Origin of the sequence: Vibrio cincinnatiensis DSM 19608 (assembly GCF_900167345.1) — a bacterium.
GTDB lineage: Bacteria > Pseudomonadota > Gammaproteobacteria > Enterobacterales > Vibrionaceae > Vibrio > Vibrio cincinnatiensis.
The window spans coordinates 114,751-133,209 of record NZ_FUXB01000005.1 but is presented as its reverse complement, the minus strand read 5'-3'; the positions used below and the strand labels follow the sequence as shown (position 1 = coordinate 133,209).

13 protein-coding genes are annotated in these 18,459 nt (G+C 45.9%); 5 read left to right on the top strand and 8 right to left on the bottom strand.

Annotated elements, in window-relative coordinates; translation table 11 throughout:
* Nucleotides 1–19 precede the first annotated feature (19 nt).
* From csdE to B5D54_RS06135, 4 genes are all read right to left on the bottom strand, one after another.
* The gene (gene csdE / locus B5D54_RS06150) at nt 20–445 is read right to left on the bottom strand and encodes a cysteine desulfurase sulfur acceptor subunit CsdE (protein ID WP_078925651.1); all 426 of its coding nucleotides are present in this window, start codon (nt 443–445) and stop codon (nt 20–22) included.
* A gap of 62 nt (nt 446–507) precedes the next feature.
* Nucleotides 508–1,317, bottom strand: coding sequence for a tRNA cyclic N6-threonylcarbamoyladenosine(37) synthase TcdA (gene tcdA, locus B5D54_RS06145; RefSeq protein WP_078925650.1), 810 nt, complete (start codon nt 1,315–1,317; stop codon nt 508–510).
* 82 nt (nt 1,318–1,399) lie between these two features.
* Nucleotides 1,400–2,503, bottom strand: coding sequence for a murein transglycosylase A (mltA, locus tag B5D54_RS06140; protein ID WP_078925649.1), 1,104 nt, complete (start codon nt 2,501–2,503; stop codon nt 1,400–1,402).
* 73 nt (nt 2,504–2,576) lie between these two features.
* The gene (locus B5D54_RS06135) at nt 2,577–3,017 is read right to left on the bottom strand and encodes a DUF2850 domain-containing protein (RefSeq protein ID WP_078925648.1); all 441 of its coding nucleotides are present in this window, start codon (nt 3,015–3,017) and stop codon (nt 2,577–2,579) included.
* 170 nt (nt 3,018–3,187) lie between these two features.
* Between B5D54_RS06135 and argA the strand changes: the two genes are divergently transcribed.
* Both argA and B5D54_RS06125 read left to right on the top strand, forming a co-directional pair.
* Entirely contained in the window at nt 3,188–4,522 is a 1,335-nt protein-coding gene (gene argA / locus B5D54_RS06130) for an amino-acid N-acetyltransferase (RefSeq protein WP_078925647.1), read from the top strand.
* A 400-nt stretch (nt 4,523–4,922) separates the two neighbouring features.
* Nucleotides 4,923–5,105: a hypothetical protein gene (locus B5D54_RS06125; protein WP_078925646.1), complete on the top strand. Its 183-nt coding sequence runs from the start codon at nt 4,923–4,925 to the stop codon at nt 5,103–5,105.
* Between the two features lie 38 nt (nt 5,106–5,143).
* Here B5D54_RS06125 and recD read toward each other — a convergent pair whose 3' ends face one another.
* The 4 genes from recD to B5D54_RS06105 all read right to left on the bottom strand — a co-directional run bounded on the left by recD (nt 5,144) and on the right by B5D54_RS06105 (nt 15,651).
* Entirely contained in the window at nt 5,144–7,276 is a 2,133-nt protein-coding gene (gene recD / locus B5D54_RS06120) for an exodeoxyribonuclease V subunit alpha (RefSeq protein WP_078925645.1), read from the bottom strand.
* Complete coding sequence (gene recB, locus B5D54_RS06115; RefSeq protein WP_078925764.1) at nt 7,273–10,881, bottom strand: exodeoxyribonuclease V subunit beta; 3,609 nt, start codon at nt 10,879–10,881, stop codon at nt 7,273–7,275. The genes recD and recB overlap by 4 nt, the downstream gene beginning before the upstream one ends.
* 259 nt (nt 10,882–11,140) lie before the next feature.
* A complete protein-coding gene (gene recC / locus B5D54_RS06110) occupies nt 11,141–14,593 on the bottom strand; it encodes an exodeoxyribonuclease V subunit gamma (protein ID WP_078925644.1) in 3,453 nt (1,150 codons plus the stop codon).
* A gap of 89 nt (nt 14,594–14,682) precedes the next feature.
* Entirely contained in the window at nt 14,683–15,651 is a 969-nt protein-coding gene (locus B5D54_RS06105; protein WP_078925643.1) for a TDT family transporter, read from the bottom strand.
* 106 nt (nt 15,652–15,757) lie between these two features.
* Between B5D54_RS06105 and B5D54_RS06100 the strand changes: the two genes are divergently transcribed.
* From B5D54_RS06100 to dapD, 3 genes are all read left to right on the top strand, one after another.
* On the top strand, nt 15,758–16,681 hold the full coding sequence (locus B5D54_RS06100) for a LysR family transcriptional regulator (protein ID WP_078925642.1): 924 nt from the start codon (nt 15,758–15,760) through the stop codon (nt 16,679–16,681).
* 56 nt (nt 16,682–16,737) lie between these two features.
* Nucleotides 16,738–17,031, top strand: a complete 294-nt coding sequence (locus tag B5D54_RS06095; RefSeq protein ID WP_078925641.1) for a YebG family protein — start codon at nt 16,738–16,740, stop codon at nt 17,029–17,031.
* A gap of 259 nt (nt 17,032–17,290) precedes the next feature.
* On the top strand, nt 17,291–18,322 hold the full coding sequence (dapD, locus tag B5D54_RS06090; protein ID WP_078925640.1) for a 2,3,4,5-tetrahydropyridine-2,6-dicarboxylate N-succinyltransferase: 1,032 nt from the start codon (nt 17,291–17,293) through the stop codon (nt 18,320–18,322).
* The last annotated feature ends 137 nt before the right edge of the window (nt 18,323–18,459 follow it).

Here is an 18,459-nt window from a genome sequence, read left to right as displayed (position 1 = left end):
AAGATTTAGTAGGGAAGACTTATCTTAAATCTTGCAAGATTTTATCCGTCATGGCTTTTAAACCATTCCCCCGAGATGGGCTTAAATGAGCCAATAAGCCAAGTTGAGAGAAATAACCCTCAATATCAAAACTGAGGATCTGTTCTCTGGTCTTTCCCTCAAAGGCAGCCAGCAATAAGGCGATCAGACCACGCACAATACGGGCATCCGAATCGGCACAAAAATGCCATACCCCCTCTTGCTCCTGACTGACTAACCATACCTGACTTTCGCACCCAGCCACCCTCACTTGCTCACTCTTTAATGATTCAGGCATGACAGGCAGTTGCTTCCCCCACACAATCAATTGTCGATAACGCGCTTCCCAGCCTTGCTGGGTCTGCATCACAACAAGGACATCATCACTGGTAATCTCAGAACCAAAGGGGTGGGAAGGAAAAAGCATGGTCTATCTCCAATGATAAAAATCAACGGGTTAATAATAAAAAACAAGCAGAATTCAATCGATTAAGCGCAATGCTTTTGAATCAATTTCTCAATGATACGAGCTACCGCCACAAAACCAAAACTAGCCGTTACCACCGTAGCGGCTCCAAAACCACTGGCACAATCCATACGTTTGGGACCTTCTGCCGTTGATTTTACCGCACAAACCGAGCCATCCGCTTGAGGGTATTTAAGCGGTTCGGTCGAAAAAACGCACTCAATGCCAAATTTACGAGCCGGATTGGTTGGGAAATGATGATGGCGACGCAAACGATCTTTGAGCTTTTTCGCCAAAGGATCTTGAATAGTCTTGGTTAAATCTGCCACTTTAATTTGCGTGGGATCCGTCTGCCCGCCCGCGCCACCGACGGTGATCACTTTTATTTTATTACTGCGGCAATAAGCCAGCAGCGACGCTTTAGCCGGTAAGCTATCAATCGCATCTAATACGTAATCAAAGTCTTTACTCAAATAGAGGTGCTGATTGTCAGGGCTGATAAAATCATCAATCAAATGGATTTGACAATCCGGGTTAATCCGTTGAACGCGCTCCGCCATCACTTCAATTTTGCTCTGCCCGACGGTACCGTTCATGGCATGAATTTGTCGGTTGATGTTAGTGACACACACATCATCCATATCAATCAAGGTTAATGCACCGATACCAGAGCGCGCGAGCGCTTCCACGGCCCATGAACCTACCCCGCCAATGCCAATCACACACACATGCGCGGCACGTAAAATTTCCACTTCACTGTGACCATATAGGCGACGGGTTCCACCAAAACGTTGGTTATAACTGTCTGAGGCAGGCGTATCAAGTTCACGCATAACAAGCTTCCACCACTATAAAAGCCAAAAAGAAAGAGTGCGATTTATACGCACTCTTTACTCAAAAGTCTAGTTTCGCAAACTACTCTCTCTTTTCCGGAGAGAGTGCCCAAGGCGCTTGAGTGGGCGAATTGTCTAAGCCTAATTTCCACACGCGGCCAAAATGCTTGTAATGGCCCGCTTCTATTCCAGCCCTTGGCCCCATACCATGGTAAAGATCAAGGTGATTCTGTTTTACCGCCCCGCCCGTATCAAGCACAATCAATAACCTAAGTTGATGAGCACCAGACCAAGTGCCATCAGCATTCAACAGAGGGACTTCAGCTAAAATCGGCGTGCCCATGGGGAATAGGGTTCTGTCACCAGCAACCGATGCCATCGGTAATAATGGAATCCCAGCACTGCCCGTCACTGGTGCGGCTGCACTTGGACGGAAAAAAACATAAGACGGATTCTGCTCTAACAACTCTTTCACCGTCGCTTCATCATTGGCAAGAACCCATTCTTTAATCGCTTTTAAAGACATATCGGCACGTTTAACGAAACCACGTTCAATTAAAATACGGCCAATACTGACGTAAGCTCGGTTATTTTTTCCGGCATAAGCAAAATATTCTAAGGTATCGTCATCCTCAAAATGGACAAACCCACTTCCTTGCACTTCCATAATAAAGGGGTCAATTAAATTGGCCGAATAGCCCAACTCTAGCCCCTGTCCATCCAAAGCACCAGCGTAGATTTCCGCTCGAGTAGGGCAATCAACGTCACACTCAGGTAATGCGTAAACGGGGTAACGAAAAACCTCATCTGGCGTATGACGAAGCTCCATCACCGGAGAAAAATACCCTGTAAATAACACGTTACCTTGCTTATCACCACCTCCCAGCTGTGCTGTTTGTATACCAAACTGGGCAAGCTCAGCCGGATCACCACTTTGCAAAACCCATTCATTCAGCTTTTCATACAATGACTGATAAATGGCAGCCATAGATGCAGAACGAGTCACGACTTGTTCACTTTGTGCGGCAAAAGCACTGAAATCACGAGGAGAATTAGAAGCGACAGAATCCACTTTATTTAAAATTTGTGGAAATTCATCATCCAAATACTGCTGCGCTCGATCCGTTGGCTGTGCACAACCAAATAAAAACGCCAAAGTAGCGTAAGAAAAAAAACGTTTTATCACTGAGAGTTCTATCCATATTGGGTGTGAGCGAAAAGGATGACAAACTCCTCAGTGAAGAGCAATGACAGAATCGTTACTGAAGGTTTTTTTTATGTTTTTCTGACAATTGGAAAATAGGGTTATAGCGATTGGAAGAGATTAACTTCATCTCCGTATTCTCTTCATTGAGCATCTGATATTGGAAAGGCTGATCCGCAATGGTAAATGAAAGATAGCGGCCATTATACTGATAGCTCGTACTGACGACTCGCCCATCGATAATGATCGCATTGGGCTGAACTTCTATTCTTTGCGCCATATAGGGGGCCACATTCTGCTCAACCCAGACTCCGTAAATGGTACTCTTAGGCGGTGTAAACTGCCCAGACAGTCGACCAAATAAATGGCTATAAAGTAAAATCGCAATCACGGTGCCAACTAATGCCCCCGCAATGAATAGCCGTTCAACCGATTTATTTCTCAGAAACCGGCCAGCTTGGTTCGATTGATCTGCGTTTTTATATTTTAATTTCATCTCTTCTCTTTGAATATTTTCTCAAAACGTCATCAAACCCTATTTATCTTTCCTTCTATTAAGGATAAAACATAGGAATAAAAATTTCTGCCAAAGGCAAAAAAAACTTGTATCAATATGAATAAAAAGTCATTATTTGAACATATTTAAACATTAGCGAGTGTAAGGTCGTGAAAATTCGCAGTACTGCTCTTGTCAAAGGATTTAGACAATCCGCTCCTTACGTCAACGCTCATCGCGGAAAAATCATGGTGGTCATGATAGGTGGCGAAGCGATTGCCGATAAAAATTTTGCCAATATTATTAGTGATCTTGCGCTCCTGCATAGCCTTGGCGTCAAAATAGTTCTCGTTCACGGCGCACGCCCACAAATTAATCAGATTTTAGCTACACAGCAACGGACCACACCTTACCACAAAGGGATCCGAATAACGGATGAAGAAGCCCTCAGTTTAGTGATGCAAGCCGCAGGACAGCTACAACTGGCTATCACCGCTCGGCTTTCTATGAGCTTAAATAATACACCAATGGCAGGAACCCAGCTCAATGTAGTGAGTGGTAATTTTGTTATCTCTCAACCGCTAGGGGTGGACGATGGTATCGATTATTGTCATAGCGGTAGAATTCGTCGTATTGATATTGAAGGCATTAACCAGACTCTCGATCAAGGCTCTATCGTATTACTCGGCCCCATCGCCAGCTCAGTGACTGGTGAATGCTTCAACCTTCTTTCTGAAGAAGTGGCAACCCAAGTTGCGATTCGGTTAAAAGCCGATAAGCTCATTGGTTTTTGTTCCGAACAAGGCATTATCGATGAGCGGGGAAACGCTATCGCCGAACTGTTTCCAACCGAAGTCGAAGCGTTGGTGGATAGGTTAGAGTCCACCATGGACAGTAACGATGACTCAACGGGTACCCTGCGTTTTTTACGTGCCGCTGTTGTGGCTTGTCGAGCGGGAGTTCCTCGTAGCCATTTGATCAGCTACAAAGAAGATGGCGCTTTAATTCAAGAACTGTTTTCTTTTGATGGCATCGGAACACAAATTGTCATGGCGAGTGCAGAGCAAGTTCGCCAAGCTCAGATTGATGACATTGGGGGGATTTTTGATTTAATTCGCCCGCTGGAAGAGCAAGGTATTTTAGTTCGCCGCTCCCGCGAACAATTAGAACAAGAGATCCATAAATTTACCATTATTGAAAAAGACAGCTTATTGATTGGCTGTGCAGCCCTCTACCCTTATTCCGAAGAAGGTATGGCGGAAATGGCATGTGTGGCTATTCATCCTGAATATCGAGATGGGAATCGTGGCCTATTGTTGCTCAATCATATGAAAACGCAGGCCAAGCAGATGGGCATCCGCCATTTATTCGTATTAACCACTCACAGCTTACACTGGTTTAGAGAACAAGGGTTCATTGAAGTGGGTGTGGATCGCCTCCCGATGGCAAAACAGAGCCTCTACAATTATCAACGTCGTTCGAAGATCTTAATATTATCTATCTAACCCCTATTTCTCAGGCTCACACCTCCCCTAAATAGTGACTGACTTTTAGGGGAAAATGCCAAAAGCCATGAGAAAAAACGGAAGAAATGTGAATATAAAACATCCAAAAGCGGGGAGAAAAAGCAGGACACTCTAGATTTCGCTGTATAGAAAATAATCACTTGCAATGCTTATGCAACTGTGTAAAATTCGCACAACTGTGATTTAGATCTACTTTTTCACACAGGATAGGATACCTTATTCATCCATAAGGCACAGCCTCACAGAGACCCATTTCGTCTCTCTGATAGAGCCACCGTTGCTGCACCATGAAGAGATGAATAGTCTGTCTAAATGAATAGTTTAGACCTCGCACGGATTGCTTTTACTACTCGTATCAGTAACTAAGAGCATTTTATTGATGAAAACCGTTATTTGTAATTCACTACAGAGCTTTTGGGATATGGCGGATAACCAGTTTCTAGAAGGTCTGGATGTCCACTGCGTTTTTCCTGTGTGTGAGAATTTACGCCGATTTCTGCTTGAATCAAAAGAGCGCTATAAAATTCGAAATATTACCTTTACCAAGGCTCTACAAGCATAATTAGCCACCCTAATCGGCCAAGGATGGTAAATTTCTCATTAATCTTCCACACACGTTAACCGCTCAACCAACCCACTGGCTCGCTCAGTTTTCACTGTGATACTCCGTTTTAATACCGCCATATCGGCATACAGTGCAAGACGCTGTTTGGCACGTGTAACTCCCGTATAAATCAACTCTCGAGTCATGATTGGGCTAAAATCTGGCGGTAGAATCAATAAGGTAAAATCAAATTCACTGCCTTGTGATTTATGGATAGTCATGGCATACGCGGTTTCATGAGCGGGAACTCGGCTCGGTAACACCGTTTTTATCTGGCCATCCGGTAACTCAAAATAGACTTTTAGCCGCCGATCAGGATCATTTTCATCGGGCAAGCAAATACCAATATCGCCGTTATACAACCCAAGGGAATGATCATTTTGGCTAACCATAACAGGTCGCCCTGCATACCATTGTTCATCTTGGGATTTAATCAGCTTTCTTGCTGCCAATGCTCGTTCAACCCGTAAGTTCAAACCTTGCACACCAAAATCGCCTTCCCGCACAGCGCATAATAATCGGCAGCGGCCAAATTCTTTTAAAATCGCTCGCGCTTTGCTCGCCATTGATTCGGGTTGTTCGAACTCATCATGAAGTACAAGCTTTATTCGCTGTAAATAGCCAGAATAAGCGCTCACTAAGGTCTGTAATAAATGTTGGTAGTGTTCGCTGGAAATCGGAAAATGCTCAATATCCGTAAACCCTTGCTGCCAGACCTGATGGAGTTTTGCCTCATCACCACGGTTGATCGCTTTGGCCAGTTGCCCTATCCCAGAACGGGCATCGAAACGGTAGCTTTTTTGTAGCATACATAGGCAGTCGGCCAAAGGATTCGTAACCGCTCGCGTAGAATAAGAAGTTAAGCAACTAAATCCGGTGAGCTCTGCCAATAATTGGCGCTGTGAAGGAGAGTACCCTTGTGATAAAAATCGGCAAATATCCCCCAACACGGCTCCCGCCTCGACAGAGGCGAGTTGATCTTTATCCCCCAGCAAAATGAGTTGAGCATGAGCAGGCAAGGCTTCGACTAACTTGCTCATCATGGGTAAATCAACCATGGACGCTTCGTCTACCACTAAAATATCCAAATGCAGCGGGTTTTTACTATGGTGACGAAATTCAGCGCTGTTTGGGATAGCGCCAAGCAACCGGTGTAGCGTGCTTGACTCGGTAGGAATGCTCGCTTTCAAGCTGGGATCAATGGCTAACTTAGCGATCGCTTGCCCAATCGATTCGGTTAGCCGAGCCGCAGCTTTACCCGTTGGAGCAACCAGTTTAACCAACGGGGTTTGTCCTTGTTGCTGAGCTTGAAGCATCAGAGCGGCAAGTAACTTGGTAACCGTAGTCGTTTTTCCTGTTCCCGGCCCACCGGAGATCACCGCAAAGCGGCGAGTCAGGGCGATGGCTGCTGCTACCTTCTGCCAATTTAAACAGTAACGCTCTGCGACTAACTCATCCAATACCATTAGATCATTGGCTTTTTTGGCCTGAACCAGTACTGCGTCAATGGCTGGCCAATCAAGCTTCTCTTCTTCCACCACATCTAACCCATCACACACTAAACGTTGACGGGCAACAGGAGAATCGTGCTCCTGCTGTAAAGCAGCAAAGAGATCCGCGTAGTTTCGAGCAAATAGTTCATCTAAGTGTTGTTTGAGATTTTGGACTATAGGAAGCTTTAAGCTCATGGGTGTCCCAAAGCGTTGTAAATGTTTCGCCAGCGTGACCTCATACTGCCAGTAACGGTGCAGATATAAGCGCTGCCCATCGAAAATTAGCGGAACGGAATGACTGTCTTCGCTGATCAATGGACACTGTGTTACCAGTTCTTGCCAGTTAACGGAATGCCATAAAACATTAACCGCTAAGCCCGATTCCCCATTCAGCCCAAGCTTACTGGCTAGCTCTATTTTCTGCCCTTGTTCATCAAACAAAGGCAGACAAATATGCCCTCGTCCCAATTCGGCACTGATCGCCGCACTGATCAGCAATAACAGTTGTTGCTGCTGGCTGGATAAAGCCAACTCTTTCGCACACCCCAGCATAAATTGAGCAAATTGATAATCGAGCTGGCGCAATACCCCTTGCTTCGCCAGTTGTGCTAATTGAATCGATTGCTGCTCTATCATAAATCAAACTCCATCTGCCCAAGCTCACTTCTCGGAGGCAAAGCGGGTTGTCCATCGATCAATCGGTCTAAAGCCTGAATGAATTCAACCTTTGGCTTAGCATGAAACACCCCACTCTGAGATTGTCCATCCATGCCCCGTAAAAATAGGTAATAGACACCACCAAAATGTTGCTGATAATCGTAATTATCCAATCGGCTACTTAAAAATCGGTGTAACGCTAACGTATATAATTGGTATTGCAGATCATAGCGATGTTCAACCATGGCTCGGCTGAGTTGCTCACCTTGATAGGCTAGTCGATCATCTCCTAAATGGTTTGATTTCCAGTCTAAGAGGTAATAGTGCCCTTGATGTTCAAACACTAAATCAATAAACCCTTTGAGCATCCCTTGAACCGGATAAAATCCAAGTTCTCCGGCTTTGGCAGACAGTGGATCATAACGATGGCCAATTCGATTGAGCTCAGGAGCGGTTAATAGCTCTATCGGTAGGAGAAACTCCATCTCTGTTAAACGCCGCTCTGGATCGATTTGATTCAAGCGTAATGATTGACCATTCAACGGTGTGCTGAGCACAGTTTCAACCATCTTTTGCAATACCTCTAGCCACTCGAAATCCACTTGATGGCGTTCCATTAAGGTTTCAATGGTCGTTTGATTTTTCTCACTGTACACAGACTCAGTAAACTCGACCTCTTCAAACAGTGCATGCAAAAAGGTGCCCGGCGTGGCACCACGAGGAAAGGTAAAAATCGAGCGTTCCAACTCATCAGAAGCGAACGATTCATCATGCTCACCGGCTGAATCAAGATCAAATCCCACCAGTTCAAGCGTACTCTCTTGTGGATGTCCACCTTGCTTAACAAGTCCAGAATAACTGGTCACTCGCCATGCACGGTCTATGGAATGCTGTAATGTTTTGGCGCTCAGCTCAGGCTGTGACGTTTGTAAGGGGGTAAAGGGTTCTGGCAACAGCTCTGGCGGTTCGGTGACGATAACCGAACTCAGCGCCGCTTGCTGAGACAAAGCCTGAGTCAGCAGTGCTATATCACCTTGTTGACCGTTTTGCAGCAGATAACCTAAAGCGCTTAAATGTACACCGGTTGGCTCTTGGGTTGAGCGCCCGTTACGCAGCGGTGCAACACCGATAAAACAGCCATAAACGGCACGAGTTAACGCCACATAAATTAAGCGTAAATCTTCTGCTAACCGTTCTTTATCTGCTTGCTGTAAAGCGCTATCACTACCCATAATATCCAGTAGAGTTTGACCACTAGCAACATCGTAATATTTTCCTTCTTGCGCCTCCCGATAGTTCAGCACAAAAGGTAAAAAGACCAAGTCATATTCAAGCCCTTTCGATTTATGAATTGTGACGATTTGCACCAAATTTCGCTCAGATTCAAGACGCAACATGGCATCGTCACTGCTACTCCCCGCTTGAGCATCAACCATTGACTGAGCAAACCAGCGCAATAAACCATGATCACTTTCGAGCGTTTGGGTGGCTTGTTGCAATAATTCACTCAAATGCATAAAGTCCGTTAATTGCCGTTCACCATTGGGCTCAGCAAGCCAGCGCTCTGCAACATGTCTCATGCTTAATACCGCTCGCAGCATCGGCAACACTCCGCGCTCTTGCCAGAGTTTGCGATAATGCTTAAATTCATTTTGTACCGCTTCCCACTCATTCTCATCATTATTGAGCAAATCCAACTGAGCCGCATTCAGAGCAAAAAGAGGTGAAGCGAGTGCACTGCGTAGCGCTTTTTCATCTTCAGGATGCAAAGCGGCCTGCAACAATCGCTGGAGATCAGCGGCAACCGCACTGGTAAAAACACTGTCTCGATTCGAAAGATACACGCTTGCAATGCCTTGTTGTGCCAAAGCTTGTTGAATCAAGCGACCTTCACTTCCTGTGCGCACGAGCACCGCGATATCCGCCGGTTCAATGAGGCGATCTCGCTCAAAGTGTGCCTCGCCTTGCTGAGCCGCCGTTAATAGGGCTTGAATCTGACTGGCGGTTGCCTGTGCCATGATTTGTTGATACTCCCCCTTGCTCAGTGGTGCTTCTGCCTGTTGATACCAATAGGTTAAGGCTGGCTGAGCTTGCCCTGCTAAAAACCACTGCTTTTGCTGTGCTTTTGGGCTCGGTTGCACCGGATAAAAAGGAATGTCGTTATCATAAATAAAAGGACTCTCGGGAAAAGCAAATAACTGATTAACCGACGCCACCATCTCGGCACTGGATCGCCAGTTCGTGCCCAATGTGTAATGAGCCGAGACCTGATTTCTTGCTTTAATGTAAGTAAAGATATCAGCGCCACGAAAGGCATAAATGGCCTGTTTGGGGTCCCCAATCATAAACCAACCACAAGTCGGATGCGCTAAATAGACTTGGCTAAAAATATGGTATTGCAGTGGATCGGTATCTTGAAATTCATCGATCATGGCAACCGGATACAAGTGACGAATTCGCTCAGCCAGTAACCCTTGTTCATCTTCGGCGAGAGAGGCGGATAATTGACTTAATAAATCATCAAAAGAGAGCCATTGCTGGCTTGCTTTCGCTTTAGCCAATAGCTGTCGGCACTCGGTGATCGCATGAGCCATTAACGGCCCTTGCAAACTTATCGGTTCTGCAAGAAAGGTTTCGATAGCATCAAATAATGGGTGATGAGGCGCTTCCCCTTTGGGTGTTTTTTCCATTAACACGGATTGAGAAAAACGGCCCAATGCCTCAGGAATATCATAAGTGATGGTTGGGGTTTCCGCCCAAAAGGAAACGCGTTCAATCCATTCCGGTAGCGACTTCTTAGTATAGCTGCGCTTATTCACATCTGAGCGGCTAATGAGTATTTCAATGTCCTGTTCAGCCGCTCGCCACTGCTGCTTCAAAGCATCAATTTTGGCCAAATTACTTTGGTGTAACGCTAAGAGATCCCCCGTCATGACCGGAGTAATTAAGCTCAGGGCTTCTCCGCTCAAATAACGACCAATTTTATCCAGTAACGCTTGAGGTGAAGACCATAAACGGCGAACTTCTCCCGCTAAATTCACCGGAAGCGGGTAGAATTGTCGCCGCCAGTAGTCCGCAACCACTTGGGCTTTCAGTTGGCTTTCATCGGTAATAAATTCATTATCGAAACGCATTCCGGATTCAAAAGCATTTTGAGTCAACATACGCTGACAAAAACCATGAATGGTGTAGATCGCCGCTTGATCCATCTGCCGCTCGGCATTCAATAATAAATGGACCGCAAAAGCATGATCGGTAACCTGTTCGAGTAGCGGTTTCACCACAGGATCATCACTACTCCCTCGACTAAAGGCGATACGGGCCTCATGAATACGACGGCGAATTCGATCTCTTAACTCAGCAGTGGCCGCTTCCGTGAATGTCACCACTAAAATCTGTTCCACCGTCAGAGGCTGTTCATGACGAGTCTGTGGGGAACCGTGACCCAAAAGCAGCCGTAAGTACAGCCCTGCAATGGTAAAGGTTTTTCCTGTCCCCGCAGAAGCTTCAATTAACCTTGCCCCGTGCAAAGGAAACGTCAGGGTATCCAACGGGGTGGGAACAATACTGTCAATGTTACTCATCATTCACTCTGCTTTTGGTGGTTTATAGGGATACTAGTGTGATCTGTATTAAATAATTCTATTTAGTCAGAGCGAAGCAAGATAACTCAGAAAGATATGAGATCTGACTCACGGTGCAGCCCACAACAACCGATTACACTGCGCCGCATCGATGGAGTGATACTCCTAGCCACTCCTCACGAATTCTGGTCCCTCTGACCTGTGGCCGTACAGCAAACGCCCTACACAAATAATGATTTACTGGCGGCCACCCTACTTCTCAGGTTTCTTCCTGATCTTGCAACGATAGCCTTGCCGTTTGAATCACTCGCCTTGCTAATAAGTGCACTTGCTCGGCCAATTCATCATTCCATTGAGGCCAGATTCGGGCAATATATTCATTGCTTCCTTCTCCCGATGAGAAATAGCCATCATTAAAAGTATCCGCCATTTTTTTTCGTGCTTTCTGTTCATCCTCAACCCATTTCCCTCGGCTAAAACCAGCCTCAACCGCAGCTAATGCTGTTTTAGGAAAATAGGGTAAGGGCGAGCTCATCCCTTGGTAATAAAGCTGTACCAACTCAGCCAACTGAGCTTGGGCCTGAAAAGCATCCTCCAGTGCTGGAAAGCAATAATGAAGCACACCGTCTTTGCGATCATAACCAATAAGATGGGTTGAAGCATGATGTCCCATCGCGGCAAAAGCCAGATGATCAAGCCAAGCCGCTAGCAGATCTTGGGCACGGATCGAGCCGCTGCGATAACGCACTAAACCCGATTGATAGACTTGCGTCAGCCAACCGGTTACCCATATGGGTTTATCTGCCCCCAATGGATGCAATGTAATATTGATTTCAACATCTTGCAGTGGCCTCTGACATAAACCATAAAGGCTGTCTAACAAGGCTTCTGCCTGAACTCGGTTGGTTTCTAGCTCAAGAATACCGAAGGCGCCAATGGGTAAACGCCCTTGCGCTCGTTGCTGAGCGGCGAAAGTCTCGAATACCGATTCTCTGACCGTCGGTTCTGGTTGATTGAGTAAAGTGGCAAGCAGTTCATCTCGTAACTGATAACTCGCCAACCCATTCAACGCAAAAGGTTCTTCGTCCTCAAGAACATCAAGCGCTGAATCAAACGTCACTTTTAATCGCCGTTGAAAAAAATACTGCACGGGTAAACGCCAAAAACGGTGTAGTTCAACCCAATCAAGTTCTAGGGGATAACTCGCCCCCAATAGATAATCCTCAACAGGCTGGTTAAAGGATAAGCTCTTGGTGCCTTGTCGCAGCGCTGCGGGTAGCCACTCTTTAGCATAGCTTCTCATTTGCCCTAAAAAAGCGTGCGGACTAAATGGCACCATGGCATGCTGCACCGTAAGCTTGGCTAATAATTTTTTCCCCGACTCATCACTGGGTAATGTTTCATCCCCTTGCAAACAATAATTTTGTTGGCAATATTCCAGTAGTTCGCTGACCAAAACCGAAGGAACTTTAACGCTATTATCTTGAATAGAGCGTCCCACATAACTGATATAGAGCCTCTGCTGTGCAGACAAAAGAGCCTCCAGAAAGAGATAACGATCATCATCACGCCGAGAGCGATCACCAGGCCGAATCCTTTGCCGCATCAAATCAAACCCTTCTGCTGGCATCGCACGGGGGTAAACACCATCGTTCATCCCCAATAAGCAAACCATATTAAAAGGGATCGAGCGCATAGGCATTAAGGTACAAAAGTTAACCTGTCCGGCCAAAAAGCGTGGACTCACACGTGTACTCGCTAGCTGATTGTGCAGATACTGGCGAATAATGGCAGGCGCTATCGGCGATTGATAGCCAGCCTCCTGCAACTGTTCCTGTAATGCCGCTAAAGTTTCACGAATGGATTGCAGGGCGATTTCATCAGCAATATCCACCGCAAAACCATCCGCTAATAATTGTGAAAGGGTTTCTCGCCACTCAATGATGGATTGAGTTTGTGCCAAACGGCTTCGATAATCACTTACTGTAGCGATAAAATGCGCTAATTTGCCCGCTAGTTCAGCATTCATCCCCTGCACTTCATTGTAAGGTGCAAGCTGAACGTCTCCTAACTCCACAATGCCAGCATGACTCGACATCGCATAACCCAGTAACATTCGCTGAATACCAAACTGCCAAGTATTTTGCTCAGTAGCCGGTAACTCAAATTCTCGTGCCGTTGCACCATTTAGCCCCCAGCGAATTCCACTCTCTTCCACCCAATGCTTGGCCGTGGCAAACTCCTCTTCACTGATCTCAAACCGAGCCAATACTGCCGGAGTTTCCAATAATTCCAGTAGCTCTGATGCTAAACAGCGGGATAAAGGCAGTGATAACCACTGCATAAAGGCATGAAGAATCGGGTTTTCTTGAGTCGCTGAGCGATCAGAAATGGAATAGGGAATAAACCGCTCTCCCGGCGCATTGCCAAACACGGCTTGTATATAAGGGCTATAGGCATCAATATCAGCCACCATAACAATCACATCACGCGGTTTAAGTGAGGGATCACGATCAAACATCGCCAGTAGTTGGTCGTGCAACACTTCCACTTCTCGCATCGGGCTATGACAAAGGTGCAGAGTCAGTGAATCATCACCGTGTTCAAGCGCGGGTTTATGTTCACTGCTGGCTAACCACTGATCATTATGATGCTCTTGTAGGTGTAAAATATCCGCCTGAATATGATGCAGTAAGCTATCACGAGGAACATCGATGAACAGCTCCAACTCCTCATTATTGCTCTGTTCAAGCAAAAATAAGTTGTCCCGTCCTAACTTACCAAGAGAGGCTAATAAGCTATGCCCCATGGCTTGCTGGGTATGGAGAGCATCACTTAAATAGTCACTGATTTTTCCTTTCAGTGGTGAGGTTTCTCCACGGATCGTGAGCGATTGCTCTGCCAGTACTATTTTTTTTCGTCGTTGTGTTTCAAGCCGAGAAAGATAATGGCGGTCTCGGATCTCTCCCCAATAATGCTGACAAGGGTTAGTAAACATCAGATGCACATCAATATGATCACCTAATGCTTTTAGCGCATCCAGATAACGTGGGGGTAAAGAAGAAATACCAAAAATAAATAGTCGCTTTGGCAATTGCTCAAGCGGAATAGGGCCGCTTTGCAGTTGTTCAATAAAGGTTTGATAAAGGTTGGCGCGATGATAATGAGAGTACCCCTGAGCGAGAGTGTCATTGTACAACGCTTTCCACAAGAGAGGTTGCCAAGAGTGCTCGTCTTCGATCTCGGTTACCGTTTCTCCCGCTTCCCAAGCGGCGATCCAATCTGGGCGATAAACAAGATAACCGTCGAAAATATCGGCAATTTTTTCAGCAAGTTGATAGCGCTTTGCTTGGTCTGGATCATCAGCCAAATAACGACGCAGTGGGGCAAAAGCGGGTAAATCAAGCAAGTTCGGTAATAAACGCATTAATTTCCAACTTATCGTTTCCTTGTTAAAGGCACTACGGGTTGGAACATCGGAAATGATTTTCGTGAACATCTGCCAAATAAAGCTGGCAGGCAAAGGGAACTCGATGTTAGCGGCCACCCCCATCTCTTTAGCTAACGCCATCTTTAGCCATTGAGACATTCCGGAACTTTGCACCAGAATATGCTCTTTGCTAAAAGGATGATTGAGCGGATCATTTTTAATCAGATGCACTAAAAGAATCTTTAGTGTTTCGATGTTATTAGAGTGGTAAACCGTAAACACAATGCACTCACACGACTTTAGCCCGAACAGAGGTTGAGAGTAGCATAAGTGCACTTAACTGAATAATTTTCCTGATCTAAGCGAGGGAATTACGCCTGACTCATCACCGCTCGAGCGGGAAGATAAAACAACACATAGCGCAGTGCCACATACCCCACCACCAAAGTGGCCACCATAAGCTCAAGGGTGGCTAACACATGCACCTGTTCAATATAACGCGGGGCGATTGACACTTGCTCCATCCAATAAGTCAGTTTAAATAGTGCCGTAGCACCGATAACCATAGGAAAAGTAAAAGCGGCATAGCCTGGGCTAAAAGGCAAACGCAGCAACTGGGTAAAGGCTAAATAGATAATCGCTGTCATTAAAACCGCGATGCCAAACAATAACGCAATGATGACCGGAGAAGGATCGACAGCCATACTCAAATAACCCGCTAAAGAGAGGCTTGCAGGAGCCGCTAAGATAGCCAACGTGGGTTTTGCAGCATCTGGAACTTCATGAGTAAACATAAAGCGGTAGATCATCATCGGTAACATCACCGCATACGTTAACATGCCAAAAATCAGCGCACTGTCTGCTACCGGCGCTAAAGCCGGATTACCCGAAAAAGAAACATCCGCCACAATAATACCAACCGGAGGAACAAACCAACTGGGGACCATATGGTGCAGTTCAAACGCTTTAGCACGATGATAAATAAAACTGACCAAAAAAATGACATGCAACATTACCGCTAACAACCAAAGACCATCTCCCGCAATAGGAAAAAACTGCCCGACGGAATGGGAGACCACCATGCAAGCCATGGCAAAAGTAGGCACAACACTGCCCACCACGGGGTGAGCTAAATCTTCCCGTAATGCATGGCTATGCCACAAGAATTTCATTGTCAAAATCAGCAATAAGATACTGGCAATCACCGCCCCAGACCACTGGCCAATACCGTGTAAATCCGCGGCGTTTTCCCAGCACCAACCCAAACTGGCAATACCTAATGCCAACCCAGCCATCGGCGTTGGCGCGCTCATCACTTTTGTCTTTGCTGCTTGAATCATTTCGACCTCAATACACACACGATTGTTACTGGCGGCATGATACGCTTGCTTATTGTTTGAATATATCTAATTATTTATAACCAACGTTCAATAAAACTAAACAATAATGAGCCAGCCCGTTTCTCTCAAGCAATTAAACGTCTTTATGACCATCACTCAGCATAAAACCTTAACGGCGGCGGCTGAGGCTCTGTTTCTTTCTAAAGCGGCGGTCAGTATGGCCTTAGCTGAATTAGAAAAACAGCTAGGCCATGTGCTATTTGACAGGGTCAATAACCGATTAATACTGAATCAGGAAGGTCAGAAATTACTCCCCTTAGCCGATGAATTACTAGGGCGGGCAAAAGATCTGGATCATCTCTTTGATGAAGAAAATACCCTCTCCGGTCAGCTACGAATTGGAGCCAGTGACACCATAGGCAATCAAGTTGCCCCCTACCTACTCAGTGCCTTTCAAAAGCAATTTGATCATCACGCTCAAAGTCTATTTATCTCTAATACTGCGCTTATCTGCCAAAAACTGGTCGATTACGAACTGGATATCGCGTTGATTGAGGGGAAAACATTACACCCACACTTGTTGGCAAAACAATTTTCACACGATGAAATGTGTATTATTTGCTCACCTTCACACCCCCTTGCTCATAAAAACGATATTCATTTGACTGATTTTGAGCAAAGCCAGTGGGTTTTACGAGAATCAGGTTCTGGCTCTCGAGAATTTTTTATGCGGGTGGTCGCTCCTCGAATTGAACAGTGGCAAGAAAGTTTCGAACTCAACACCACTGAAGCGTTAATCAATAGCGTTTCTGCTGGGCTTGGGCTGGGGTGTTTATCACAGTTAGCCGCCCAATGTGCACTCAAAGATGGACGCGTTCGTTTACTGAACGTACCACTTGATATGAAACGTCGCTTTTGGGTACTGGTTCACAAAGAAAAATACCAAAGCCCACTATTGAAAAACTTTATGGAATTTTGTCATCAGTGGCCGGGCTCGCCTCTCAGTTTTGATGGCTTATCTGGACTTTAATCAATAAAAACTGTATAAACAGCCAGTAATTTTTAGCACAATGTAGAGGATGAACCATGGCCGTCATCGTTAAGTACGTGGTGGAACGCAACGGAGAAGAGAAAATGACTTTTACCTCGAAAGCCGAAGCTGACGCTTATGACAAAATGCTGGATATGGCAGATGAGTTATTCGATCTGTTAGGTAAAAGCGCTCTCATCGAAGAAGAGAGCAAGCAAGAAGAGCTCGCGCTCTTCTTAGCACAAAATAAAGAAGAGGTATTAATCGCTCTGGGTGCGAAACGTAAACCGACCCCACCGAAGAAACCGAAAACCGTAAAGAGCGATGAATCGGTTGATAATGCCGCTTAATAAGATTAGGCCGCTGCCCAGCAGCGGTTTTTCTATCTAAAAAGACATATCTATCGCTAAGAAGACAAACGGTATCGGTCTACAGACGGATCAATGCTCACCTCTTTCTTCCCTCTCAGACTCTCTTTAAGATATCCTTGAAGTCGCAGCAACGCCGCTCACTCATAATGACTCACCCAAGTAAAGGTAAGCCTAACGTGCAGCAGTGTTAAATCATCAGCGATATGATGGAATTAATCCCTATTTATGGAGAACTCACATGGCGAATTTTGCCCTTGGCTTTGGTACGGCCACAAAAAATCGTGACGGAAAAATCATTGAGGCATTTTTCCCTCATCCCGTTCTTAACCCAAGTGATGCACTGGTTAGTGCTTTGGCGAATATTTCTGGTTATTTGCAAGGCAACCAAACGCTGGAAGTCTCTGTAGAACAAAGCGCACAATTAGCCAATGCTTTTGCAGCCAATGGTCAAGCGGCCAATGCAGCCTTCGCCGATAAAGCCGCCAAATCAGCTCAGCCATTAGTGTTGGTGATCCTCGCTTCTGATGATAAACCACAAAGCGTGTCAGAAGGCTTCTTGAAATTGCAACTTATCTCACACCGTTTGGTTCAGCCTCATGGCACCGTGCTCGACGGTATTTTTGGCTTGCTGCACAATATTGCGTGGACCAATGAAGGCCCAATTGACCTGCCTGAGCTGGCAGAGCGCCAAATTGAAGCTCGCTTAGCAGGACGCTCATTAAGTGTCGATTGTGTGGATAAATTCCCTAAAATGGTGGATTACATTGTTCCAACAGGTGTACGTATTGCCGATACCTCGCGTGTTCGTCTAGGCGCTCATGTGGGCGAAGGAACAACCGTTATGCACGAAGGCTTTATCAACTTTAATGCCGGCACCACTGGGGTGAGTATGGTCGAAGGGCGCATTTCGGCTGGCGTGATGGTTGGCAATGGCTCAGATATCGGAGGAGGGGCTTCCATTATGGGTACCCTCTCTGGTGGGGGCAAAGTTGTGGTATCTATTGGTGAAAATTCATTGCTTGGTGCTAACGCTGGCCTAGGTTTCCCTCTGGGTGATCGCTGTACCGTTGAGTCCGGCCTTTATGTCACCGCTGGAACCAAAGTCCGTATGCTGGATAAAGAAGGCAACGAAGTAGAAATCATTAAAGCCCGTGAACTGGCTGGTGTTTCTGACTTACTCTTCCGCCGTAATTCACAAACAGGCCAAGTGGAGTGCTTAGCGAACAAATCTGCCGTGGAACTCAATAGCGAGTTACACAGCAATAACTAAGTTATTGCTTCATTTCATTACGACGATAGGCCAGCTTATGCTGGTTTATCGTCGGCGTTAACTCCCACCGCATGAACGCTAATTCCCCTTCCCATCACCCTGAATTATTTTTTGCACGGTAGACTTTTTTCAACTAT